The sequence below is a fragment of the Micromonospora sp. WMMD1128 genome (genome assembly GCF_027497235.1).
In the GTDB taxonomy this organism is placed as follows: domain Bacteria; phylum Actinomycetota; class Actinomycetes; order Mycobacteriales; family Micromonosporaceae; genus Micromonospora.
Genome location: NZ_CP114902.1, coordinates 4,848,621 through 4,870,429 on the forward strand (window position 1 = coordinate 4,848,621; position 21,809 = coordinate 4,870,429).

Consider the following 21,809-nt stretch of genomic DNA (forward strand, 5'->3'; position numbering starts at 1 on the left):
CCCACCACCGTAGGGACGCCGACGGCAAACCGCCAACGGGCTAGACGGGGCGGTTCAGGACGAACGTCTCCAGCTCGGCCCCGCCGTACCAGTCGGTGCGCACGCCGACGTGGGTCATCCCGAGCCGCCGGGCCACCGCCACCGACGGCTCGTTGCCGGCCATCACCACCGCGTGGACCCGGGCCGTTCCGGCGGCGAACTCCCGCGCCAGCACCGCCCGGGCCGCCTCGGTGGCGTAGCCGTGGCCCTGGGCGTCGGGGTGCAGGTGCCAGCCGACCTCCAGGTCGTCGGTCGGGGTGACGCCGTCGCGACCGGGCAACGGCTTGAGCAGGACGCTGCCGGCCGCGCCGCCCGCCGCGCGCGGCTCGATCGCCCACAGCCCCCACCGACCGTCGTACGGGGCGTTGCGCTCCCGCCACGAGCGCACCCGCTCCACCGCCTGGCCCGGGTCGGTCAGCAACCCCCGGCCGCCGCCCAGCCAGCGCATCACCTCCTCGCGGGAGTAGATGTCGTAGACCACGGCGAGGTCGTCGGGTGACTCGGTCCAGTCCCGGACCACGAGCCGCGCGGTCGAGGCGATCATCATGACGCCGGATCGTAATGCGTGGCCGGTCACCGCACGGGGAACGAGGGGGCGATGGGCGACGGGTGGCAACGGGCGAAACGGATCACCTCGGCGGCGTTCCGGCCGGTCCGGGGCCGGGACCTGTCGCTGCACGCCGCCGCGATCACGTTCTACGGGGCGATCGCGGTGGTGCCGGTGGCGCTGCTCGCGATCTGGCTCACCGGGCTGCTCGCCGGCGCCGACCGGGTACGCCGGCTGACCTCGTACGCCATCGAGACGCTGCCCACCGAGATCGGCGCGCACCGGGCGGTGGCCGCGCTCGTCGAAGCCGGGTTGGGGCTGACCCCGCTGCTGGCCCTGGCGTCGCTGCTGCCGGCCTCCCTCTACGGCGAGGGGCTGCGCCGGGCGTTCGTCTCGGTGGCCGAGCCGCGCGGCGAGTCCGGCGCGCTCGTCGGCTGGCGCGGCCGGCTGCTGCTGCTGCCGCTGCTCGCGCCCGCCCCCGCGCTGCTGCTGTCGATCCTGATGGCGCTGCCGCTGACCACCCGGCTGGTGCGCCAGGGCGGTTGGATCGGCGCGCTCGGCGTGGTGCTGTCGTTCCTGGCGGTGTGGCTGGTGCTCACGCCGGTGCTGGTGTGGGTGTTCCGGGTGGTCGGCCCGGCCTCCCCGGACTGGCTCGCCACGCTGGGCATGGGCTCGTTCACCGCCGCGAACCTCTCCGGCTTCCTGCACGGCTTCGTGCTGTTCGCCTCGCTGCCGCTGAACCTGGGCGTGCCGTTCGGCGGGTTCGACGAGATCGGCGCCGGGGTGGCGGTGCTGCTCTGGCTCTACCTGTTCCACGTGATCGTGCTGGCCGGATATTCGGCCACGCTGGCGTTGGGCCGGTGGCGGGCCGCCCACCTGGCGGCCCGCCCCTGACCGAGGGTCAGCGCCGGAACGGGCCGCGCACCTCGTAGGTGATGCCGCCGCTGCCGGCCTTGGCCCCGCTGGTGCCGCGCTGCGAGGAGAAGTAGAGCCGGCTGCCGTCGGGCGAGAACGCCGGCCCGGTGATCTCCGAGCTCGCCTGCCCGAGGAGCCGGGCGAACGGCGTCACCACACCGGCCGGCGTGATCATGTTGATCTCCATGTCGCCGCCGTCCTCCGCCACGTACAGGTCGCCGCCCGCGCTGCCGGTGATGTTGTCCACCCCGGTCAGCGGCGCCGCGCCGGTCTCCACCAGCGAGTCGTCGTACGCCAGATCCAGTCGCTGCGCCACCGCGTCGTACGCCCACACCCGGTTGTCGCCCTTGGTGGTGAACCAGCAGGTGTCGTCCGCGTACCAGCAGCCCTCCCCGCCGTCGAACGACTGCGCGTCGCGCACCTGGCGGCGCGTCGGCACCGGGAAGCCGTCCCGGTCCGGCACGTCCTGCCAGGTGACCGGCCCGGTCACCTGGCCGTCCCGGGCGCAGAGCACCTGGAGCCGACCGGTGCGCAGGTCGCCCCACCTGTCCGGGAGGTAGCGGTAGAAGCAGCCGTCCGGCTCGTCCTCGGTCAGGTAGACCACCTGCCGGCCCGGGTCGCAGGCCGCCGCCTCGTGCTTGAACCGCCCCATCCGGGTCCGCTCCTCACCGGACCGGCCGCCGCCCGGCCACGTCTCGAAGACCCGGCCCAACGGCACCTCCTCGCAGGAGAGCCACGTCCCCCACGGGGTGGCCCCGCCCGCGCAGTTGCTGTTGGTGTCGCTGAGGATCCGGTACGCGGCGGCGACCGACCCGTCGGCCGCGAACCGCAGCGCCGAAGCGCCGCCGACAAGCGGGACCTCCGAGTTGGAGACGTAGATCCAGCCGTCGCCGGCCGGGAAACACGCGCCGCCGTCCGGCGCCGGGTGCCAGACGTACGAGGTGCCGGGGACGCGCTGGCCGGACCGGGCGACCACCCGACCGGTGAAGCCGGCGGGCACCTGGAGGCCGTTGGCGTCGGCGGCCAGCAGGTCGCCGTAGGGGCCGGGGCCGGGTTGGGCGGGGGTGGCCGGGGCCGCCGCGGCCCAGAGACTGCCGGCGAAGGCGGTGCCGCCGGCCACGGTGACGGCGCGCAGGACGGTACGACGATCCATCGGTTGACCTCCCGGGGTGGCGGTTGGCTCTGCGCCGACCGTAGCGCCGCGTCGGCATCGACCGCTGCCTCTGCCCGGTGAACGCGGGGTGACGTCAGAGCCGGTCCACGTACCGCTTCGCCTCGGCCAGCGACCAGCTCGTGTGCTCGCGTACCAGCTTGACGGCGTGGATCTTCTTCCCGGCGCGGACGAGCCGGGTCGCCTCGGCGCGCACCTCACCGTCCGGGTCGGCCGGACCGGCGGGCACGACCGGCAGCGTGCCGCCCGCCCGCAGCGCGTCGACCGCCTGCTTCGCCTCCAGCAGCGGCAGCCCGGTCTGCTGGCGGAGCAGCTTGACCGCCTCCACCGTCCGTCCCTCGCGGGCCAGCCGGAGCACCTCGGCCTGCCCGCCGCCGGTGGCCGGATCCGGGGCGACCAGGTCCCGGGGACGGCCGGTGGCACGCCGGAACACGAACACGAGCAGGAGCACGGCGAGCACGGCCAGGAGCGCGAACTGGACACCCTCGGGCATGCGCGCCACGGTAGCGTCCCGCCGCGAACCCTCCCGCCGGGGTCGGCCCGGCAGTAGGCTCCGGTCCCATGAACGACGGGAGTGAGCTGCCGTCCCGCGCCGACGTCGTGGTGGTCGGCTCCGGGCACAACGGTCTGGTCTCGGCCGTCCTGCTGGCCCGCGCCGGCCTCGACGTGCTGGTGCTGGAGGCCGCCGGGGTGATCGGCGGGGCCACCCGCACCGAGAACCCGTTCCCGCTGGTGCCCGGGCTGCGCCACTCCACCGGGTCGTACCTGCTCGGGCTGATGCCGCCGGAACTGCTCGCCACGCTCGACGTGACCATTCCGGTGCTCCGGCGCGACCCGCACTACTTCCTGCCCACGCCCGGCGGGCCCGGCTCGCCGTACCTCCTCTTCGGCCGCGACACCGCCGCCACCCGGCGGCAGCTCACCGACATGTTCTCGGCGGCGGACGTGGCCGCCGACGACGCGCTCCAGGCCGAACTGGCCCAGCTCCGCGACGACCTGGGGCCGGCCTGGCTGGCCGAGCCGCTGCCGGTCGAGGAGACCGCCGAACGCTACGTCCGGCCGGCGCTGCGGCAGGTCTTCGTCGACCTGGTCCGTGGCTCGGTCGCCGACTACCTGGCCCGCTTCGACTTCCGCTCCGAGCTGCTGGTCAGCATGTACGCGGTGACCGACGGCCTGTCCGGGCTCAACGCCGGGCCGGACGACCCGGGCACCGGGCACAACTTCCTGGTGCACAACATGTGCCGGCTACCGGGCGCGGGCGGCACCTGGATGATCGCCGAGGGCGGCATGGGCACGGTGTCGCGTACCTTCGCCGACGCCGCCCGGGCCGCCGGCGCCCGCATCGTCACCGGCGCCCCGGTCACCGCGATCACGCTCGACGGCGGCGCCGCCTCCGGCGTGGTGCTCGCCGACGGCCGGGAGGTGGCGACGCCCGTGGTGCTCGGGGCGTGCGACCCGTACCGGCTGATGGGGCTGCTGCCCGACGGCGCGCTCCCGGCGGAGTTGGGCGCGCGGATGGCGGCGGTCCGCCGGCCCGGCACCACGCTCAAGCTCAACCTGGCGCTCACCGGGCTGCCGCGCTTCTCCTGCCTGCCGGCCGACGCGCCCAGCCCGTTCGGCTCCACCATCCACCTGCTCCCCGGCTCCGACTCGCTGGTCGGCGGTGGCGGCGCGTCGCCGATGGCGGCGCTGCGCGGGATGTGGGCCGACGTGCGGGCCGGGCGGCTGCCGGACGAGCCGACCATCGAGTGGTACCTGCACACCACCGTCGACCCGTCGCTGCGAGACGACGCCGGGCACCACTCGTCGGCGCTGTTCGTCCAGTCGGTCCCCTACGAGCTGGCCGGCACGACCTGGGACGCGGCGCTGCCCGGCTACGTCGAGAAGCTGGTCGCGATCTGCGAGCGGTACGCGCCGGGCGCCGGCGACCTGATCGCGGACGCGGTGCCGCTGCCCCCGCCCGGCATCGAGGCCCACTTCGGCATCACCGGCGGGCACATCCACCACGTCGACAACACGGCGTCGTTCACCGACCGGATGCCGTACGCCACAGGCGTTCCCGGCGTCTACGCCGGCAGCGCCGGCTGCCACCCGGCCGGCAGCGTGATCGGCGCCGCCGGCCACAACGCCGCCCGCCGCATCCTCGCCGACATGTAAGGCGGGGGCCCCGCTTAACGCCTGCGGTATAGGCGGGGCCCCCGCTTAACACCTCACGGCGAGGCGGCCTCCTGGCCGGCGCGCGGGAGGTCACCCGGACCCCGGATCACGTAGAGGCCGACGAGCAGCAGGTACGCCAGCAGGCTGAGGATCGGGTCGACGAACACCACCGCGAACGCCACCAGGTAGAGCAGCGGGCCGAGCCGGAACCGGCGGGCCACCGCCCGGGCCAGCCGCGGGTCGAGATCCGGGTGCAGGAGCCCCCGCCTGCGCGCCCACCACCAGCTCAGGTTGAAGAAGAACGCCTCACCGAGCACCGTGCCGACGTAGAGCGCGGCGGTCAACCGCTGTTCGCCGGCCGTGCCGCGCAGGTAGTCCGCCAGCAGGTTCGCGGTGAACGGGATGGCCGCCACGAACATCAACAACAGCAGATTGAACACCAGCAGCATCTGGTCCACCCGGCAGACGTAACGCCACATGTTGTGGTGGGTCAACCAGACCTGACCGACCACCGCAAACGTGATCACGTACGCCAGGTAGGCCCGCCACTCGTGCCCGAGCGCGGCCGGCAGCCCCTTGTCGTCCGGGGCGTCCGGACCGAACTGGAGCAGCTCGACCGCCATCAGCGTGAGCACGATGGCGATCACCGCGTCACTGAACGCCTCCACCCGGGAGGCGTCCCGCGCCATCTCGCTCCCGCGCCCGAACCGGTACTCCGGCTCCCTGTCCGCCCCCGTCACGCCGCCCCCTCACCAGGAGATCGTCGCGCGTCGGGGACGGACGGCGGGGCGAAAGCGTCAGATGATCGCGTCCCCGGCCGGCGCCGGGGTCTCCGCGTCGGCCCGGTGGGCGCGGACCTTGTGCCCGACGCTGGTCAGGCAACGGCCGCTGGGCAGGTCGAACTTCCAGCCGTGCAACTGGCAGGTGAGCTGGTCGCCGTCGACGATGCCGAACCGGCTCAGGTCCGCCTTCAGGTGCGGGCAGCGCCGCTGCACCACCCAGCCGTCGAGCGTGATGTCCTCGGCGTCGACCGCCCGCTCGTGCTCGTCGTACCAGCCCTCGGCGTACTGGAGACGCTCCTCGGAGAGGCACTTGAAGAAGGCGTAGACGAACTCGTTGTACTGGCCGATCCGGGCCGCGGAGAACCGGCAGGACAGGAAGAGCGAGTTGACCCAGTCCACCTCGCCGATGTGCAGCAGGTGCTCGACAAGCGCCCGCTCGGTGCGGAAGCGGTAGCGGACCTTCTCGTCCGCGTACGGCCGGACCTCCTGGCCGGGGAAGTCCACCACGATCGACTCGACGTCGTCCCCGTCGTAGCCCACCAGGTCGAAGCGGACCGGACCGCCGACACCCTTGGCCAGGTAGATCGACTCGTCGAGCAGCGGCTCGATCCGCCGCTTCATCTCGCCCAGCACGTCGATCTCGGGGTGCCGCCAGGACGCCTTCTCCGCCTCGATGACCTGACGCTTGCGTGCCCGCATCTCCTCCAGGTGGGCGACCTTGTTCGCGAAGAACTCCTCGACCGGCTGCGGGTGGGTGGTGGTGGCGCCGGACGCGGTGACCTCCGCGACGCTGCCGGGCAGCAGCACGATGCCGTTGGTGCCGCCGACCTTCGCGTACTCGGCCAGGAAGACCGACTGGTCGGGGAAGATGTTGCCCTCGTCGCCGAAGATGTCGTTGAACTGCCACAGCTCGTCGTCGAGGAAGCACGGCGGGCCGGCGATCGGGAAGACGTTGTCGGCCTTCAGGTCGTCGATGTAGCGCCAGGTGCGGTCGAACTGCCGGTCCCGCTTCTGCTTGCCGAACGCGGTCTTCGCCGACTGCGGCAGCTCATAGACCATCGGATACCAGATCGCGCCGGAGAACTGGAGCATATGCGCGTGCACATGGCCCAACTCGGCGAAGGCGGTCAGGTCGGTGGGGCGGGCGTCGTTCTGGTTGAGCAGCCGGACACCGTCGTACTCGACCCAGAGCGACGAGTCGCCGATCGGGCCGTCGGTCGGGCTGGTCAACGCCTGGATCATGATCTTCAGCCCGCCGGGCAGCTCCACGACCTGCTCGTTCGGGGCCTTGAGGAACTTCGTGAAGCCCAACGCCCGCAGCTCGTCCTCCATCTCGGAGGTGGGGAACTCGGGCAGCAGCACGGTGGCGTCCTTGGAGATCACGTCGCGCAGGTGCTTGGCGTCGAAGTGGTCCCGGTGCAGGTGCGACACGTACAGGTAGTCGACCTGGCCCAGCGTCGCCCAGTCGAGCTGCGAGTTGTCCGGGAAGGGGAACCACGAGGCGAAGTAGGCGGGGTTGACCCACGGGTCGCACAGGATGCTGCCCGCGGGCGTGTCGATCCGCATGCTGGCGTGGCCCGTACCGGTCACTCGCACCGTAGTCCCCCTCGAAAAAGGCATCAGGCGTACGCCACGACGCTACCGGAGACAGTGTGGTCGCCGTTCCGCGACGCCCGTAGCGGTCGCCCTCGCGGGTCATCCGTGTCCCGTCCGGCCGGACCCTGCGCCGGGCCGATCACGGGGCGTGCCAGACTAACCGGAGATCCGATCGCGAGGGAAGGACCGACAGTGGCAGGAGACGAGCCGGTAACCGCGCCAGATCAGCACAGGCCCGGGCACCGCAGGTCCGGGCGGATCGGCGCGGTGGTGTCGGCGGTGGCCCTGGTGTTGATGGCGCTCTGCGGCACCGAGGAAGGCCGGGTGGAGGACATCTGGCTATTCGGGATCGCCGCGCTGCTGCTCGCCATCGTCATCGGCGACGCGGTGCTGCGCCGCAACGGCCTGCGGTCCTGACACCCGCCGCCGGCGGTACGCGGAAGGGCCCGTCCCCCGGGGGGCGGGCCCTTCGCCGTCGGCACCGGGCTCAACGACCCAGCAGGATGTCCTGTACGTCCTTGAGCGCGGCGTCGACCTCCGCCTCGAAGTAGCCGCCGGGCACCAGCCCGAACCGCAGCGTGTCGAGGTCCTTCGGGTTCACCGGCATCGCGTTGCGCCCCTGCATGCCGCCGAGCAGCGTCTCGAAGAACCGGTCGACCTGGTCCGGGTCGTACCCGCTGCCGAACCGGCGGACCTGGAAGCTGCGCCGGATCTGGTCGACCCGGTAGAGGTCGCTGCCGGGCGGGCCGGCCATCGGCGGACCCACCATCGGCGGGCCGGCGGCCGGCGGACCGACAAGCGGCGGACCCGTCATCGAGGGGCCACCGCCGTAGCCGGAGTCCGGCGGGCCGTAGCCCGGATCCGGCGGGCCGTAGCCCTGCTGCGGCAGCGCCGGCGGACCGGCCGGGCCGCGTCCGCGCAGCTCACGCAGGTCACGCTCGGGCATCCGGATCTCCGCGGTCATGTCGGCGCGACCGTGTCGGCCCGCTTCGAAGCCGTCGAACCTGTCACTCGGGCCGCCGTACGCACCCTGGCCGGGCTCCGGGCCGTACCCTCCCGGGCCCTGGTCCGGCGGACCGTAGCCACCGTGGCCGGGGTCCTGGCCGTACCCGCTCGGGCCGGGCGGCAGGCCACGCGGCGGCGGGCCGCCGTGGCCCATCGGCGCGCCCGGCGGCGGACCCATCGGACCCGGACCGGCCGGGCCACGCGGCGCGTCGTAGCCGCCGCGCGGGTTGTCGTAGCCACCGGCGAACGCGCCGGTCGGCTCGTCGTAGCGGTTGCCGTAGCGGTCGGCGGGCGGACCGGCCTGCGCCGGCATCTGCCGCGGCGGCATCGGCGGCTGCGACACCGGGGACAGGCCACGATCGTCGCGCATCGGCGGGCCGAGCCGGTCGGCCATCCGGGGATCGACGCCCCGCCCGCCGGGAGCGCCAGCGCGTTCCTCCAGCTCGGCGAGCTGCCGCTCGACCCGGTCGAGGTGCAGGTCGACCTGCCACTCGTCGTAGCCGTTGAACCGGACCCGGAAGACGACGTCGTGGACCTCCTGGGAGGCGACGGGCGCGCCCACCGGCTGGCCGTCGAGGGTCGCCTCGACCCGGTCCAGGAAGGCGTCCACCTCGTCGACCTTGTATCCCCGGCGGAGTGCCTTACGCCGGAAACGCTGACCCTGACTCGCCACTATGTCTCCTGGTCTCGTACCGCTACGCGGTTGCCGCGCGTGGGTCGCTGTCCATGTCCTCGGCGGCGGCGAGCTGCCCACACGCTCCGTCGATCTCGCGACCTCGGGTGTCCCGCACCGTGGTGGACACCCCGGCGTCGCGCAACCGCCGGACGAACTCCCGCTCGACCGGCTTCGGGCTGGCGTCCCAGCGGCTGCCCGGAGTCGGGTTGAGCGGGATCAGGTTCACGTGGGCCAACTTGCCGGCCAGCAGCCGCCCGAGCAGATCGGCCCTCCACGGCTGGTCGTTCACGTCCTTGATCATCGCGTACTCGATGGACACGCGACGCCCCGTCGTGGCCGCGTAGCCCCACGCCGCGTCCAGCACCTCGGACACCTTCCAGCGCTGGTTGACCGGGACGAGTTCGTCGCGCAGCCCATCATCGGGGGCGTGCAGCGACAACGCAAGGGTCACCGAGAGGTCTTCGCTGGCCAGTCGGCGGATGGCCGGGACCAGCCCGACCGTGGAAACGGTGATGTGCCGCTGGGACAGGCCGAGGCCCTCCGGCGCCGGCGACACCAGCCGGCGGATCGCCGCCACCACCCGCGAGTAGTTGGCAAGCGGCTCGCCCATGCCCATGAACACCACGTGCGACAGCCGCGGCGGCGAACCGGCGACCGCGCCGGAGGCGGCCACCCCGGCCAGGTAGACCGCCTGGTCGACGATCTCCGCGGTGGAGAGGTTGCGGGTCAGCCCGGCCTGGCCGGTGGCGCAGAACGGGCAGGCCATCCCGCAGCCGGCCTGGCTGGAGATGCAGACGGTGACCCGGTCCGGGTAGCCCATCAGCACGCTCTCCACGAGCGAGCCGTCGTGCAGCCGCCAGAGCGCCTTGCGGGTCGCGCCGTCGTCGCAGGCCTGCTCGCGCACCGGCGTGAGCAGGGTGGGCAGCAGCGTGCCGGCCAGCCGTTCCCGGGTCGCCGCCGGCAGGTCGGTCATCCGCTCCGGGTCGCGGACCAGCCGGCCGAAGTAGTGGTTCGAGACCTGCTTGGCGCGGAACGCGGGCTCGCCCAGCTCGGTGACGAGCGCCTGCCGGCCCGACAGGTCCAGGTCGGCGAGGTGGCGGGGAGGCATCGTGGGCCGGCGGCCACGGGCGTCGGGGTCTACGGAGATCAGCGGGAGGCTCGTCATGACGGGTCCAGTCTGACACGCGCCGCGCCGCACGCACCCGTCCGTGGGTCCCGAATCGTGACCGACCGGCCATTCCGCCCGGGGGCGCCGAGGTGATCCATCCCTCAACCCACCACCGGCACGAAGACCGCGAGCAGCAGGTACGCCGTCGGCACCGCGAACAGGATCGAGTCGAGCCGATCCATCAAGCCGCCGTGACCCGGCAGCAGGTTGCTCATGTCCTTGACGCCCAGATCCCGCTTGATCATCGACTCGCCGAGGTCGCCGAGCACCGCCGCGCAGGAGATCGCCACCCCGAACAGCGCGCCCCACCACGGCGCCACCTCGAACAGCAGCCACAACAGCAATGCGCTGCCCGCCGCGGCGGCGGTCACCGAGCCGGCGAAGCCCTCCCAGGACTTCTTCGGGCTGATCCTCGGGGCCATCGGATGCTTACCGAAGGCCACCCCGGCGGCGTACCCGCCGGTGTCGGAGAGCACCACTGCCACAAGCGTGACGAGCACCCGCAGGTGACCGTCGTCGGGCGCGGCGGCGAGCAGGGCGGCGAAGCCGGCGAGAAAGGGCACGTAGACGGTGATCAGCGTGGCCGCGGTCAGGTCACGCTGGTAGTTGCCGGGCCCGTCGCCCAGCCGCCAGATCATCGTGCCCAGCACGGTGACCAGCAGCCCGAGACAGAGCGCGTCCGGGCCGGCGAACCAGGCCAGCCCGATCATGATCACCCCGCCGGCCACGAGCGGCACCAGCGGCGGATGGGCGCCGCTGCGCCGCACCGCCCGGGCCATCTCCCAGATGCCGATGGCCACGGCGGCGACGAGCACGGCGAGGAACCCCGGCAGGAAGAAGAAGAGCGGCACCACGATCGCCGCGCCGAGACCCACCCCGACGCCGATCGCCGCCGGCAGGTTGCGCCCCGCCTTCGACGCCCGGGGCGCGGCCGTCGGGGGACGCTCCGCGCTCGCCCGCCGACGGCCCTTCGACCGGCGACCGGCCGGCGGCTCGGGCGTGGGCTCGTCGCGTACCACCGGAAGGTGCTCGGTCGGCTCGTCCCGCACCGGGGCGATCTGCGCGGTCGGATACTCGTCGTCGGGCCGCGGGCCGGGACCGCCGGGCCCCGGCCCGACCGGCCGACCACGCTCCGCGGCCGGAGGTCCGTCGTACGGCCGCGGCCCGTCGCGGCGCGGCGAACCGTTCGGGTACGGCGGGGCGTACGCCTCCCGGTCGACGGGCGGCGCGAACGCGTCCGGGCCAGCGGGCGGGGCGTACCCGTCCGGGCCGGGCGCGGGACGCCGCCACGGGCCGGGCTCCAGGTCGGTCTCCGGCCAGGGCAGAGCGGGGGCCGGGCGGTCCCAGCCTCGCGGCTCGGCGCTGCCGTAGGGGTCGGGGTGGGACATCACGCACCGGCAGAGGGTACGAAAGCCACCACATGACGCAAGACCAAGACCATCCCCTACCGGCGTGAGACTTCCTGTTTGACCGACCGACGGCCGGGCGATTCCCGCCGTTCACCCCGTAGTGGTCGGGTATCGTGCCGAGCCTACTGCACCCGGAACGCGCCGAGGGTCGACGCCGTCCGGGCACGACGACGGCACCGGGCCGCCGCCCGGGTCGCGGACGGCGGCGACGCGGTGCCGTGACGGGTACGCGGGCCGCTCAGACCTCGAGCAGCTCGCTCTCCTTGTGCTTGACCATCTCGTCCACGGTGGCGACGAAGCGCTGGGTCAGGTCGTCCAGGTCCTTCTCCGCGCGCCGGCCCTCGTCCTCGCCGACCTCGCCGTCCTTGACCAGGCGGTCCAGCTCTTCCTTGCCCTTGCGACGGATGTTGCGGACGGCGACCTTGGCCTCCTCGCCCTTCTGCCGGGCGATCTTGATCATGTCCCGCCGCCGCTCCTCGGTCATCTGCGGCAGCACGATGCGCAACTGGGTGCCCTCGTTGTTCGGGTTGACCCCGAGGTCCGAGTCGCGGATCGCCTTCTCCATCGCGGCCAACTGCGAGTTGTCGTACGGCTTGATGATCACCATGCGCGGCTCGGGCACCGCGATGGACGCCATCTGCGGCAGCGGGGTCGGGCTGCCGTAGTAGTCGATGGCGATCCGGGAGAACATGGCGGCGTTGGCGCGACCGGTGCGGATCCCGCCGAATTCCTCCCTGGCGTGCTCGATGGCACGCTCCATCTTCTCCTCCGCCTCGAGGAGGGTGTCGTCGATCACCGGTCTCCTCGCCTCCTTCTGTCGCTCGTCGTTGGGCTGTGCTGTGGGGCTGTGGCAGAGGACCGCTGCCGGTCCGGCGGACCGCTCAGGCGGTGATCAGCGTGCCGATCTTCTCACCGCCGACGGCCCGGACGATGGTGTCGTCGCCCTGGGCGCCGAAGACCAGCATCGGCAGGCCGTTCTCCATGCAGAGGCTGAACGCGGCGGCGTCGGCCACCCGCAGGTTACGGCGCAGCACCTCGGAGAAGGTGATCGAGTCGAGCTTGCTCGCCGTCGGGTCGATCCGTGGGTCGGCGGTGTAGACCGCGTCCACGCCGTTCTTGCTCATCAGCACCACGTCCGCGCGGATCTCCAGCGCGCGCTGGGCGGCCACCGTGTCGGTGGAGAAGTAGGGCATCCCGGCGCCGGCGCCGAAGATCACCACGCGGCCCTTCTCCAGGTGCCGGATCGCGCGCAACGGGATGTACGGCTCGGCGACCTGGGCCATGGTGATCGCGCTCTGCACCCGGGTCTCGATGCCCTCCTTCTCCAGGAAGTCCTGGAGCGCGAGGCAGTTCATCACGGTGCCCAGCATGCCCATGTAGTCGGCGCGGGCCCGGTCCATGCCCCGCTTCTGCAACTCGGCGCCACGGAAGAAGTTGCCGCCACCGACCACCACGGAGACCTGTACCCCACGGCGGACCACGGTGGCGATCTGCCGGGCGATGCCCTGCACGACGTCCGGGTCGACGCCGATCGCGCCGCCGCCGAAGACCTCACCGGAAAGCTTCAGCACCACCCGACGGGACCGACCGGGCGGCGGGGCGGTCGGGTCATCCGCCGCCAGGCTCCGGTCACTCACAACCTGCGTCATCCGCCCCGCCCCTTCTCCCCGCGCATCGCGCGGGCATCGCGTACCTGCCCTTGCCGACCCTATGCGACGAGGAGGCCGCGGTGCCTGTCGCGTACACCGGCGGCCTCCTCGTCGACGTTCTCCGTGCGCCCGGGCTCACCGGCCGGGCGCGGCGGCTCAGGCCTGACCGACCTCGAACCGCACGAAGCGGGTCACCTCGATGCCGGCCTCGGCCAGCACCTGCTTGACGGTCTTCTTGTTGTCGGCCACGGCCGCCTGCTCCAGCAGGACGAAGTCCTTGAAGAAGGCGTTGACCCGACCCTCGACGATCTTCGGCAGCGCCGCCGCGGGCTTGTTCTCCTCGCGGGCGGTCTGCTCGGCGATGCGCCGCTCGGACTCGACCGTCTCGGCGGGCACCTCGTCGCGGGTGAGGTACTTCGGCCGCATGGCGGCGATCTGCATGGCCACGCCGCGCGCGTCGGCGTCGGCCGCCTCGTCGGTCTTTCCGGCGTACTGCACCAGCACGCCGACCGCCGGGGGCAGGTCCTGGCTCTTGCGGTGCAGGTAGACCGCGGTGGTGCCGTCGAGCTTGGCGAAGCGGTTGAGCACCAGCTTCTCGCCGATCTTGGCGGACTGCTCCTGGATCAGGTCGGCCACGCTCTTGCCGTCGAGGGTGCTGGCGAGCAGCTCCTCGGCGTTGGCGGCGCCGCTGGTCACGCCGTGCTCGACGAGCTGCTGGGCCAGCGAGATGAAGGCGTCGTTCTTGGCGACGAAGTCGGTCTCGCAGTTGAGCTCGAGGAGCGCCTGGCCGGAGTGGGCGACGAGACCGTTGGCGGCGGTGCGGCCGGCCCGCTTGCCGACGTCCTTGGCGCCCTTGACGCGCAGGATCTCGACGGCCTTGTCGAAGTCGCCCTCGGCCTCGGTCAGCGCCTTCTTGGAGTCCATCATGCCGGCGCCGGTGAGGTCGCGGAGCTTCTTGACGTCCGCGGCGGTGAAGTTGGACATGACTCTCTCTTCGGTGTCTGTGACTACTGCGGTGGGTTGGTCAAGCTGCCGGTTACCCGGAACCGGGCCGGTGTGCCCCGGTGTGTCCGCCGTGTCCCGCCGCCCTGCGACGGCGGGACACGGCGCTGCGATCACTCGGCGGCGGCGGTCGCCGGCTGCTCGTCGGCCTTCTTCGGCTCCTCGGCGGCGGCCGGCTGCTCGGCAGCGGCGGGCTGCGCGGCGGCGGTCGGCTGCGCGGCGGCGGGCTGCTCGTCGGCCTTCTTCGGCTCCTCCAGCAGCTCGCGCTCCCACTCGGCCAGCGGCTCGTCGGCGCCGACCTGACCCGCCTCGGGCTTCTCGTCGCCGCCCCGGCCACGGCCGGAGCGGGCGATCAGACCGTCGGCCACGGCCGCGGCGACGACCTTGGTCAGCAACTCGGCCGACCGGATGGCGTCGTCGTTGCCCGGGATCGGGAAGTCGACCTCGTCCGGGTCGCAGTTGGTGTCGAGCACCGCGATCACTGGGATGCCCAGCTTGCGGGCCTCGTCGACGGCGATGTGCTCCTTCTTGGTGTCGACGATCCAGACCGCGGCCGGGAGCTTCTGCATGTCCCGCAGGCCACCCAGGGTGCGGGTCAGCTTGATCTTCTCGCGGGAGAGCTGGAGGGTCTCCTTCTTGGTGTAACCGGCGGCGGTGCCGCTCAGGTCACCGAGGGCCTCAAGCTCCTTCATCCGCTGGAGCCGCTTGTACACGGTCTGGAAGTTGGTCAGCATGCCACCGAGCCAGCGGTGGTTGACGTACGGCTGGCCGACCCGGGTCGCCTGCTCGGCGATGGCCTCCTGGGCCTGCTTCTTGGTGCCGACGAACAGGATGCTGCCGCCGCCCGCGACGGTGGAGCGGATGAACTCGTACGCCTTCTCGATGTAGTCGAGGGTCTGGCGCAGGTCGATGATGTAGATACCGTTGCGCTCGGTGAAGATGAAACGCTTCATCTTCGGGTTCCAGCGCCGGGTCTGGTGCCCGAAGTGCACACCGCTCTCCAGCAGCTGACGCATGGTCACGACGGCCATGGTGGCTAACTCCTACTGTGTCCCTGGTTGTCCGTCCAGCCGGCGGCCGGACGCCTGGCGCCCGGTCGTCGGCCAGGGTGGGCCCGGGTGAAGAACCGGGACCAGGGAGGCCGCCGCCCCACGGGAAGACCGTGGAGAGGGCGCGCGAGGTCGACCGCGCGAGGCGGTCGCCAGTTGTCGAGTGTACGCGCTCTCCCCGCACCCCGGCCCCGGGGTGCGGAGCCCGCCGGGCGGGCTTGATCCACTCCAGCTCGGCGAGGTGGCGGCATCACGGCGGCCCGGATACCACCACCTCGGCGTACCGGCGTGGATCTTGGGGCGGCGCGGTCAGCGCGCGGCGAGCGCGGCAGCGACGAAGAGCACCAGACCGACGGTCAGGTACGCGGTCGGCGGGCGGAGCCAGCCGCGGCTGCCGTCGGCGAGCGCCAGCCCACCGGTACGCAGGCCGTACAGCCCGGCGCCGAAGATCGGCAGCCCGACCACCAGGAACGTGCCCACCACGACGTGCGACGTCGACACCGGGTCCCCGACCAGCCCGTGCAGCAACACCCGCACCGCCGGCACCTCCAGCACCAGCACCAGGACCGCCAGCAGCACGGCCAGCGCCGGACGCCGGGTCCGGTAGACGCCGTCACCGGGCGGCGGGGTGTCCGTCCGGGGCACCACCGCCGGCATCGGGCCGGTCGGCATCTCCAGCGGATTCACCGGCGCGGCCGGATCCGCCGCAGCGGTCGGACGCTCCCCCACCCGCAACGCGGTGGCCGCGCCGGGATCCGTCCGGCCGCCGACCGAGATCTGCGTCCCGCCCGTCGTGGTGGGCTCCGCCGACCGGCCGGTGTCCACGATCGGATAGCCGCCCAGCGGGCCGGGACGGGCCGGATCGGTGTTGCCGGCCAGCCCGTCCGCGCCGCGCGCCCCGAGCCCGTACGGGTCGGCGCCCCCGCCACGGGCGGCCTGGATCGGGTCGGCCAGCGGGTTCGTCGCCCCGCGCGACGCCGTGCCGAGCGCGTCCACGCCGCTGCGGGACAGCGGATCCTCACCGCCGGTCGAGCCGGCCGCCTCCCGGGCCGCCCGGCGACCCGCGCGGCCGGGCAGTTCACCGGAGACCTCCGGGTCGTCCGGGCGCTGCGACCGCCAACCGCTGGTGTCGTCGACGAGCGGATCGGCAGCGGAGTACCCCCCGTAGCGGCTCTCGCCGGTGCGCTGCTCCGGGGTGCGGTAGTCGTCGTCGCGGTAGCGCGGCTCCCCCGCGGCGCGCCAGTCCGACTCGTACCCGCGGTCGCTCCACCGCGGTTCCTGCTGGTCCTCGGGGTAGCTGCGTCGTCCGTCCACGACCGGCACGGTATGCGACCGCCACCAGCCGCGCCATTCGGGCTGGCCGAGGCGTCGCCGCAGCTCATCCCCGCTGCGACCGGTCGCCATGCCACCACGGGGAGTGACCGCGCGGCTTACCTAGCAGAAGTGGCGGGAGATCGTGAGCCCGTCCACAAGCCACCCTCGTCCACAGGCCGGCGGCACGATGCACCCGCCCGGGTGCCCGCCGGTCGCATCCTGGCCGGCATGACGAACCGGAACCAGGCCGTCGGCGCCTACGGCGAGCGGTGCGCGCTGCGACACCTGATCGAGACCGGCCTGCGCCCGGTCGCCCGCAACTGGCGCTGCCCCGACGGAGAGATCGACATCATCGCCTGGGAGGGCGAGGTGCTCGCCATCTGCGAGGTCAAGACCCGCCGCACCGAGCAGTTCGGCTCCCCCGCCGAGGCCGTGGTCCGGGCCAAGGCCCGCCGGCTGCGCGGCCTGGCCGCCCGCTGGCTCGCCGAGACCGGCACCACCGCCGACGAGGTCCGCTTCGACGTGCTCTCCGTACGGCTGCCGGCCGCCGGCCACGCCCGGGTCGAGCACCTCCGGGGCGCGTTCTGACATGGGCTACGCCAAGGTGCTCAGCGTCGGCCTGGCCGGCGTGGCCGGGCACGTGGTCGAGGTCGAGGCCGACCTCGCCCCGGGCCTGCCCGCCGTGCTCATCTCCGGCCTGCCCGACACCGCGCTGCACGAGGCCCGCGACCGGGTCCGCGCCGCCATCGTCAACTCCGGCCAGAAATGGCCCAACCGCCGGATCACCCTCAACCTGCTCCCCGCCACCCTGCCCAAGTACGGTTCCGCGTTCGACCTGGCCCTCGCCGTGGCGGTTCTCGCCGGCTCCGGCGAGTTGCCGCCGGTCGCCCTCGACGCCACGGTCATCCTCGGCGAACTCGGCCTCGACGGCGCGGTCCGTCCGGTCCGCGGCACCCTGCCGATGGTCGCCGCCGCCGCCCGGGCCGGATACCCGCGCGTCGTGGTGCCCGCCGGCAACGCCGCCGAGGCCGCCGTCATCCCCGGCGTACGGGTGCACGCGGTCGACACCCTGCACCGGCTCGTCGCCCACGTCCGCGACGGCACCCCCCTGCTGACCCCGCCCGAGCCGGCCCCGGTCGCCGTCCCGCCCGGTCCCGACCTCCTCGACGTCGCCGGGCAGCCGCTCGGGCGACGAGCCATCGAGATCGCCGCCGCCGGCGGTCACCACCTCGCCCTGCTCGGCCCGCCCGGCGCCGGCAAGACGATGCTCGCCGAGCGGTTGCCGTCGATCCTGCCGGAGCTGGACGACGAGGCGGCCCTGGAAGTGACCGCGTTGCACTCGATCGCCGGGCTGCTGCCACCCGGGGGTGGGCTGCTGCGCCGCCCTCCGTTCCAGGCGCCGCACCACACCGCCACCGTGCCGGCGCTTGTCGGCGGCGGCTCCGGGCTGGCCCGGCCCGGCGCGGTGTCGCTGGCCCACCGGGGCGTGCTCTTCCTCGACGAAGCCCCCGAATACCGCAAGGGCGCGCTGGAGGCGTTGCGCCAGCCGTTGGAGAGCGGAGTGGTCCGCGTCGCCCGCACCCGGGGCGCGACGGAATACCCGGCCCGTACGCAACTGGTGCTGGCGGCCAACCCCTGTCCCTGCGCGAAGCCGTCCGGGGACACCGACTGCGAGTGCACCCCGCTGGCCAGGCGACGCTACCTGGGGCGGCTGTCCGGTCCGCTGCTCGACCGGGTCGACGTGCAGGTCCGACTGCCACCCGTACGCGCGGCGGAGCTGCTGCGGACGGACGCGCCGCACGAGTCGTCGGCCGCCGTGGCCGCCCGGGTGGTCGAGGCCCGCCGCGCCGCGGCCGACCGCTGGACGCCCACCGGGCACCGGGTGAACGCCGACGTCCCCGGCCCCCACCTGCGCCGCCCGCCGTGGCACCTGCCGGCGCGGGTCACCCGGGAGCTGCGCCGCCGCCTGGACACCGGCTCGTTGTCGGCGCGCGGATACGACCGGGTCCTCCGGGTCTCGTGGACCATCGCCGACCTCGACGGGCGGGACCGACCGGACGAGCACGACATCGCCGAGGCCATCCAATTGAGGACGGGAGAGGGCACATGAACGAGGGCGACGACCGCAGACTGGCCCGGATCGCGTTGACCTGGCTCGCCGAGCCGGGCACCCGCTCGGTGCACGACCTGGTCAAGCGGCACGGCCCGGTGGCCGCGCTCGACCTGCTGCTGTCCGGTGACGCGCCGGACCGGCTGCTCCGGGCGGCCGTGGCGGTCCGGACGGCGGCCGGCGACGCCCACGCGGTCGCGGCGGAGGCGCTGGCGCGCGCCGAACGGATCGGGGCGCGGTTGGTCACCCCGGAGGACGACGAGTGGCCGACGCGGGTCGCCGACCTCCGCAAGCTGCGGCTGCCCGAGGCCACCCGTCGGGTCGATGTGGAGACCGACCCGCCGCTCTGTCTCTGGGTACGCGGCGGCTGGCCGCTCGGCGAGACGCTGGAGCGTTCGGTGGCCGTGGTCGGCGCCCGGGCGGCCACCCCCTACGGCTCGCACGTCGCCACGGAGCTGGGTTACGGGCTCGCGGATCGGGAGTGGACGGTGGTGTCCGGCGGGGCGTTCGGCATCGACTCGGCGGCGCACCGCGGGGCGTTGACCGCCGGCGGGCGTACCGTCGCCGTGCTCGCCTGCGGGCTGGACCGCCCGTACCCGATGGGCAACGCCGCGCTGTTCGACCGGATCGCCGAGACCGGCCTGCTGGTGAGCGAATGGATGCCGGGCGCGGAGCCGCTACGTCCACGGTTCCTCATCCGCAACCGGGTCATCGCCGCGGCGACCCTGGGCACGGTGCTTGTCGAGGCTGCCGCCCGCAGCGGCGCCACCCAGACCCTCAACCGGGCGCTCGGTCTCGAGCGTCCGGCGATGGTGGTGCCGGGGCCGGTCACCTCCGCCCTGTCGGTGGGCGGGCACCAGGTGCTCCGCGAGAAACCCGAAACCCGGCTGGTCGCCAACGTGGCGCACGTCCTGGAGGAGGTGGGCCGGATCGGGTACGACCTGGCACCGCTCGCGCGGGCCCCGCAACGGCCCCGGGACCAGCTCGACGATGACGCCGCCCAGGTGCTGGAGGCGATGCCCCGCCGTCGGACGATCGATCTGGAGCACATCGCGGCGCGGGCCGGGGTGGACCTGCGCACCGCGATGCGCAAGCTGTCCATGCTGGAGGAGTTGGCCCTGGTGGTACGCCGCGACGACGGCTACGCGCTGGCGCCGACCGACGACGCCCACGGCGCTCGCCGGCCGTCCGACGCGCGGCACGACACGACCCCGCCGACCGACGCCTCGGCACCGCCGATCGACAACCGGCGTGACGCCGGGGCCGACCGGTGAGCGCACCGGTGGGGTCAGTCGCCTTCGAACCGCAGCTCGACGTCGCGGCCCTCCAGGCACCGGTGCGCGAGCCGGGCCAGCCGGCGGATCTGGTCGACCTCGCGCGGCGCCCGGGCCGCCTCCAGCAGGCAGCGCAGCTCGGTGAGCAGGTGCGGCACCTGCCCGGCGTCCACGGTCAGCTCACCAAGCGGCTCGACGCGGTCCAGCAGCGGCGTACGCCCGCCGCCCCGGACCCGCGTGAGCAGGTCGAGCAGCACGTCCTGCCGGTCCGCCACGACCTCGATCGACACGTACGACGGCCCTCGGCGGCCCGCCCCGGCCCGCACCCGCCGGTAGAGGACGGCATCCACTCCCACGCCCGGTCCCTCCTCGCACCGGCGTCACCGTCGCGGCGACGCCCTGCCCGGCCAAGCCAGCCCGATCTGACCGGCACCGACCGCTTCGCCACACGAGTTTCCCCTGTCCAGAGCCCTCGGGCCACCCCTCGTTCGGCGTGGGTGGTTGTCTTCCGGATTGGGGTGCGTTTGTTGTCGCCCAGGCAGCAACAAACGCACCCAGACGGCTAAATTCGACGGCGGTCGGCTGACGCTGGCGACCGACGGCGGTGGCCAGCGACGGCGGCGGCCAGCGACGGCGGCGGCCAGCGACGGCGGTGGGCAGTGACGGCGGCCGGCGGCGGGCAGGGGGCGGTCGCGGGGCACCGCGATCGAGCCGCCGGATTTTGCCGGCGACACCGCGACTCGCGTGCGACACCATCTGGCCGCCCGGTGCCGAGGGCGGGGCCATCGCGCTGTTTGACGAGCGTGGGCCGGTCGTCCCGGGGCGGGGGCGGGCTCCGCCCGTAGTCTGGACCGGTGTTCGACCACAGCACCCGACTCCGTCGGCGCGACCACACGCGCCGGGTACGGGCGGAGACCCCAGATGGGTGAGCGGCGGCGTGGCACGCAGGTCGCGCACCAGGAGTTGCCGACGCCGATGCGCGAGGCGGTGGACGACTTCGCCGACCACCTGTCCCGGGTGCGCAACCGCTCGGCGCACACCGTCCGGGCGTACGTCACGGACCTCGTCTCCCTGCTGGACCACGCGGTGCGGATGGGCTGCACGGAGCTGGCCGGGTTGGATCTCGCGGTGCTGCGTAGCTGGCTGGCCAAGCAGCGGACCATGGGGACCGCCCGGACGACCCTGGCCCGGCGCGCCGCCGCCGCCCGCACCTTCAGTGCCTGGGCGCACCGGGCCGGGCTCCTTCCGGCCGACGTCGCCGCGCCGCTGGCCAGCCCTCGGGCGCGCCGGGAACTGCCCACCGTCCTACGCGCCGACCAGGCCGCCGCGCTGATGGACGCCCCGGCGCTCGGCGCCGCCGCCCGGACGCCCGACCTCGCCACCACGGCGCGCGCCGACACGACAACGGACGCCGACACGACGACTGACGTAGCCGCGGTCCTGTTACGGGATCGGCTGCTGCTCGAACTGCTCTACGGCACCGGGGTCCGGATCAGCGAGGCGTGCGGCCTGAATGTCGCGGACGTCGACCAGGGTCGCCGGGTGGTACGCGTGCTGGGCAAGGGCGGGCGGGAGCGCGCGGTGCCGTACGGGGTGCCGGCGCAGCGGGCGCTGGACGTGTGGCTGGGCGCGGGCCGGCCCGCTCTGGTGACGCCGGGCTCGGGCGGCGCGTTGCTGCTCGGCACCCGGGGTGGACGGCTCAACCCGACCACCGCGCGGCGGATCGTGGCCGGCTGGGCCGACGCGGCCGGGGTGCCGCGGGTGACCCCGCACGGGCTGCGCCACTCGGCCGCCACCCACCTGCTCGAAGGCGGCGCGGACCTGCGCGCCGTGCAGGAGCTGCTCGGGCACTCGTCGCTTGCGAGCACCCAGATCTACACGCACGTCTCGGTCGAGCGGCTGCGGGCGGCCTACCGGCAGGCGCATCCGCGGGCCTGACCGAAGCG

General features: G+C 73.7%; 21 protein-coding genes. 7 read left to right on the top strand and 14 right to left on the bottom strand.

What is annotated here, in order from left to right; translation table 11 throughout:
- Positions 1-40 precede the first annotated feature (40 nt).
- Positions 41-586, bottom strand: coding sequence for a GNAT family N-acetyltransferase (locus O7602_RS21520; RefSeq protein WP_281584427.1), 546 nt, complete (start codon positions 584-586; stop codon positions 41-43).
- A gap of 51 nt (positions 587-637) precedes the next feature.
- Between O7602_RS21520 and O7602_RS21525 the strand changes: the two genes are divergently transcribed.
- Positions 638-1,480, top strand: coding sequence for a YhjD/YihY/BrkB family envelope integrity protein (locus tag O7602_RS21525; protein WP_281584428.1), 843 nt, complete (start codon positions 638-640; stop codon positions 1,478-1,480).
- Between the two features lie 7 nt (positions 1,481-1,487).
- On the opposite strand, the gene O7602_RS21530 is transcribed toward O7602_RS21525, so the two are convergent.
- On the bottom strand, positions 1,488-2,654 hold the full coding sequence (locus O7602_RS21530) for an alkaline phosphatase PhoX (RefSeq protein ID WP_281584429.1): 1,167 nt from the start codon (positions 2,652-2,654) through the stop codon (positions 1,488-1,490).
- 94 nt (positions 2,655-2,748) lie between these two features.
- A complete protein-coding gene (locus O7602_RS21535) occupies positions 2,749-3,165 on the bottom strand; it encodes a 50S ribosomal protein L7/L12 (protein WP_281584430.1) in 417 nt (138 codons plus the stop codon).
- 68 nt (positions 3,166-3,233) lie between these two features.
- Between O7602_RS21535 and O7602_RS21540 the strand changes: the two genes are divergently transcribed.
- Positions 3,234-4,829: an NAD(P)/FAD-dependent oxidoreductase gene (locus O7602_RS21540; RefSeq protein ID WP_281584431.1), complete on the top strand. Its 1,596-nt coding sequence runs from the start codon at positions 3,234-3,236 to the stop codon at positions 4,827-4,829.
- 53 nt (positions 4,830-4,882) lie between these two features.
- On the opposite strand, the gene O7602_RS21545 is transcribed toward O7602_RS21540, so the two are convergent.
- Positions 4,883-5,518 (bottom strand): TMEM175 family protein, encoded by a 636-nt coding sequence (locus tag O7602_RS21545; RefSeq protein WP_281590453.1) that lies wholly within the window; start codon positions 5,516-5,518, stop codon positions 4,883-4,885.
- A 108-nt stretch (positions 5,519-5,626) separates the two neighbouring features.
- Positions 5,627-7,207: a Rieske 2Fe-2S domain-containing protein gene (locus tag O7602_RS21550; RefSeq protein WP_281584432.1), complete on the bottom strand. Its 1,581-nt coding sequence runs from the start codon at positions 7,205-7,207 to the stop codon at positions 5,627-5,629.
- Positions 7,208-7,399: 192 nt separating this feature from the next.
- Between O7602_RS21550 and O7602_RS21555 the strand changes: the two genes are divergently transcribed.
- The gene (locus O7602_RS21555) at positions 7,400-7,624 is read left to right on the top strand and encodes a DUF2631 domain-containing protein (protein ID WP_281584433.1); all 225 of its coding nucleotides are present in this window, start codon (positions 7,400-7,402) and stop codon (positions 7,622-7,624) included.
- A 70-nt stretch (positions 7,625-7,694) separates the two neighbouring features.
- Here O7602_RS21555 and O7602_RS21560 read toward each other — a convergent pair whose 3' ends face one another.
- The 8 genes from O7602_RS21560 to O7602_RS21595 all read right to left on the bottom strand — a co-directional run bounded on the left by O7602_RS21560 (position 7,695) and on the right by O7602_RS21595 (position 16,479).
- The gene (locus O7602_RS21560; RefSeq protein ID WP_281584434.1) at positions 7,695-8,885 is read right to left on the bottom strand and encodes a DivIVA domain-containing protein; all 1,191 of its coding nucleotides are present in this window, start codon (positions 8,883-8,885) and stop codon (positions 7,695-7,697) included.
- A gap of 22 nt (positions 8,886-8,907) precedes the next feature.
- A complete protein-coding gene (rlmN, locus tag O7602_RS21565) occupies positions 8,908-10,053 on the bottom strand; it encodes a 23S rRNA (adenine(2503)-C(2))-methyltransferase RlmN (RefSeq protein WP_281584435.1) in 1,146 nt (381 codons plus the stop codon).
- 104 nt (positions 10,054-10,157) lie between these two features.
- Positions 10,158-11,444, bottom strand: coding sequence for a phosphatidate cytidylyltransferase (locus O7602_RS21570; RefSeq protein WP_281584436.1), 1,287 nt, complete (start codon positions 11,442-11,444; stop codon positions 10,158-10,160).
- Positions 11,445-11,703: 259 nt separating this feature from the next.
- Positions 11,704-12,261, bottom strand: coding sequence for a ribosome recycling factor (gene frr, locus O7602_RS21575; RefSeq protein ID WP_281584437.1), 558 nt, complete (start codon positions 12,259-12,261; stop codon positions 11,704-11,706).
- 85 nt (positions 12,262-12,346) lie between these two features.
- Positions 12,347-13,114 carry a UMP kinase gene (pyrH, locus tag O7602_RS21580; protein WP_036345766.1) on the bottom strand — a complete coding sequence of 256 codons (768 nt, stop codon included), beginning with the start codon at positions 13,112-13,114 and terminating at the stop codon, positions 12,347-12,349.
- Between the two features lie 156 nt (positions 13,115-13,270).
- A complete protein-coding gene (gene tsf / locus O7602_RS21585) occupies positions 13,271-14,098 on the bottom strand; it encodes a translation elongation factor Ts (RefSeq protein ID WP_281584438.1) in 828 nt (275 codons plus the stop codon).
- 131 nt (positions 14,099-14,229) lie between these two features.
- Entirely contained in the window at positions 14,230-15,147 is a 918-nt protein-coding gene (gene rpsB, locus O7602_RS21590) for a 30S ribosomal protein S2 (protein ID WP_281584439.1), read from the bottom strand.
- A gap of 327 nt (positions 15,148-15,474) precedes the next feature.
- The gene (locus tag O7602_RS21595) at positions 15,475-16,479 is read right to left on the bottom strand and encodes a hypothetical protein (protein ID WP_281584440.1); all 1,005 of its coding nucleotides are present in this window, start codon (positions 16,477-16,479) and stop codon (positions 15,475-15,477) included.
- 228 nt (positions 16,480-16,707) lie between these two features.
- Between O7602_RS21595 and O7602_RS21600 the strand changes: the two genes are divergently transcribed.
- The 3 genes from O7602_RS21600 to O7602_RS21610 are packed head-to-tail and all read left to right on the top strand — an operon-like array spanning position 16,708 to position 19,863.
- Positions 16,708-17,067 carry a YraN family protein gene (locus tag O7602_RS21600; RefSeq protein WP_281584441.1) on the top strand — a complete coding sequence of 120 codons (360 nt, stop codon included), beginning with the start codon at positions 16,708-16,710 and terminating at the stop codon, positions 17,065-17,067.
- Position 17,068: 1 nt separating this feature from the next.
- Complete coding sequence (locus tag O7602_RS21605) at positions 17,069-18,589, top strand: YifB family Mg chelatase-like AAA ATPase (RefSeq protein WP_281584442.1); 1,521 nt, start codon at positions 17,069-17,071, stop codon at positions 18,587-18,589.
- On the top strand, positions 18,586-19,863 hold the full coding sequence (locus O7602_RS21610; RefSeq protein WP_281584443.1) for a DNA-processing protein DprA: 1,278 nt from the start codon (positions 18,586-18,588) through the stop codon (positions 19,861-19,863). Before O7602_RS21605 ends, O7602_RS21610 begins: the two co-directional genes overlap by 4 nt.
- A gap of 14 nt (positions 19,864-19,877) precedes the next feature.
- Here the strand turns inward: O7602_RS21610 and O7602_RS21615 are convergent, their stop codons facing one another.
- Positions 19,878-20,219, bottom strand: coding sequence for a hypothetical protein (locus O7602_RS21615; RefSeq protein ID WP_281584444.1), 342 nt, complete (start codon positions 20,217-20,219; stop codon positions 19,878-19,880).
- 565 nt (positions 20,220-20,784) lie between these two features.
- Here O7602_RS21615 and O7602_RS21620 point away from each other — a divergent pair.
- Positions 20,785-21,801, top strand: a complete 1,017-nt coding sequence (locus tag O7602_RS21620; RefSeq protein WP_281584445.1) for a tyrosine recombinase XerC — start codon at positions 20,785-20,787, stop codon at positions 21,799-21,801.
- The last annotated feature ends 8 nt before the right edge of the window (positions 21,802-21,809 follow it).

Coding starts and splice junctions, on each gene's coding strand:
- O7602_RS21620 (WP_281584445.1), top strand. CDS start 20,785: ATGGGTGAGCGGCGGCGTGGCACGCAGGTCGCGCACCAGGAGTTGCCG.
- rpsB (WP_281584439.1), bottom strand. CDS start 15,147: ATGGCCGTCGTGACCATGCGTCAGCTGCTGGAGAGCGGTGTGCACTTC.
- pyrH (WP_036345766.1), bottom strand. CDS start 13,114: ATGACGCAGGTTGTGAGTGACCGGAGCCTGGCGGCGGATGACCCGACC.
- O7602_RS21540 (WP_281584431.1), top strand. CDS start 3,234: ATGAACGACGGGAGTGAGCTGCCGTCCCGCGCCGACGTCGTGGTGGTC.
- O7602_RS21535 (WP_281584430.1), bottom strand. CDS start 3,165: ATGCCCGAGGGTGTCCAGTTCGCGCTCCTGGCCGTGCTCGCCGTGCTC.
- O7602_RS21525 (WP_281584428.1), top strand. CDS start 638: ATGGGCGACGGGTGGCAACGGGCGAAACGGATCACCTCGGCGGCGTTC.
- rlmN (WP_281584435.1), bottom strand. CDS start 10,053: ATGACGAGCCTCCCGCTGATCTCCGTAGACCCCGACGCCCGTGGCCGC.
- O7602_RS21545 (WP_281590453.1), bottom strand. CDS start 5,518: ATGGCGCGGGACGCCTCCCGGGTGGAGGCGTTCAGTGACGCGGTGATC.
- O7602_RS21530 (WP_281584429.1), bottom strand. CDS start 2,654: ATGGATCGTCGTACCGTCCTGCGCGCCGTCACCGTGGCCGGCGGCACC.
- O7602_RS21605 (WP_281584442.1), top strand. CDS start 17,069: ATGGGCTACGCCAAGGTGCTCAGCGTCGGCCTGGCCGGCGTGGCCGGG.
- O7602_RS21570 (WP_281584436.1), bottom strand. CDS start 11,444: ATGTCCCACCCCGACCCCTACGGCAGCGCCGAGCCGCGAGGCTGGGAC.
- tsf (WP_281584438.1), bottom strand. CDS start 14,098: ATGTCCAACTTCACCGCCGCGGACGTCAAGAAGCTCCGCGACCTCACC.
- O7602_RS21600 (WP_281584441.1), top strand. CDS start 16,708: ATGACGAACCGGAACCAGGCCGTCGGCGCCTACGGCGAGCGGTGCGCG.
- O7602_RS21520 (WP_281584427.1), bottom strand. CDS start 586: ATGATGATCGCCTCGACCGCGCGGCTCGTGGTCCGGGACTGGACCGAG.
- O7602_RS21610 (WP_281584443.1), top strand. CDS start 18,586: ATGAACGAGGGCGACGACCGCAGACTGGCCCGGATCGCGTTGACCTGG.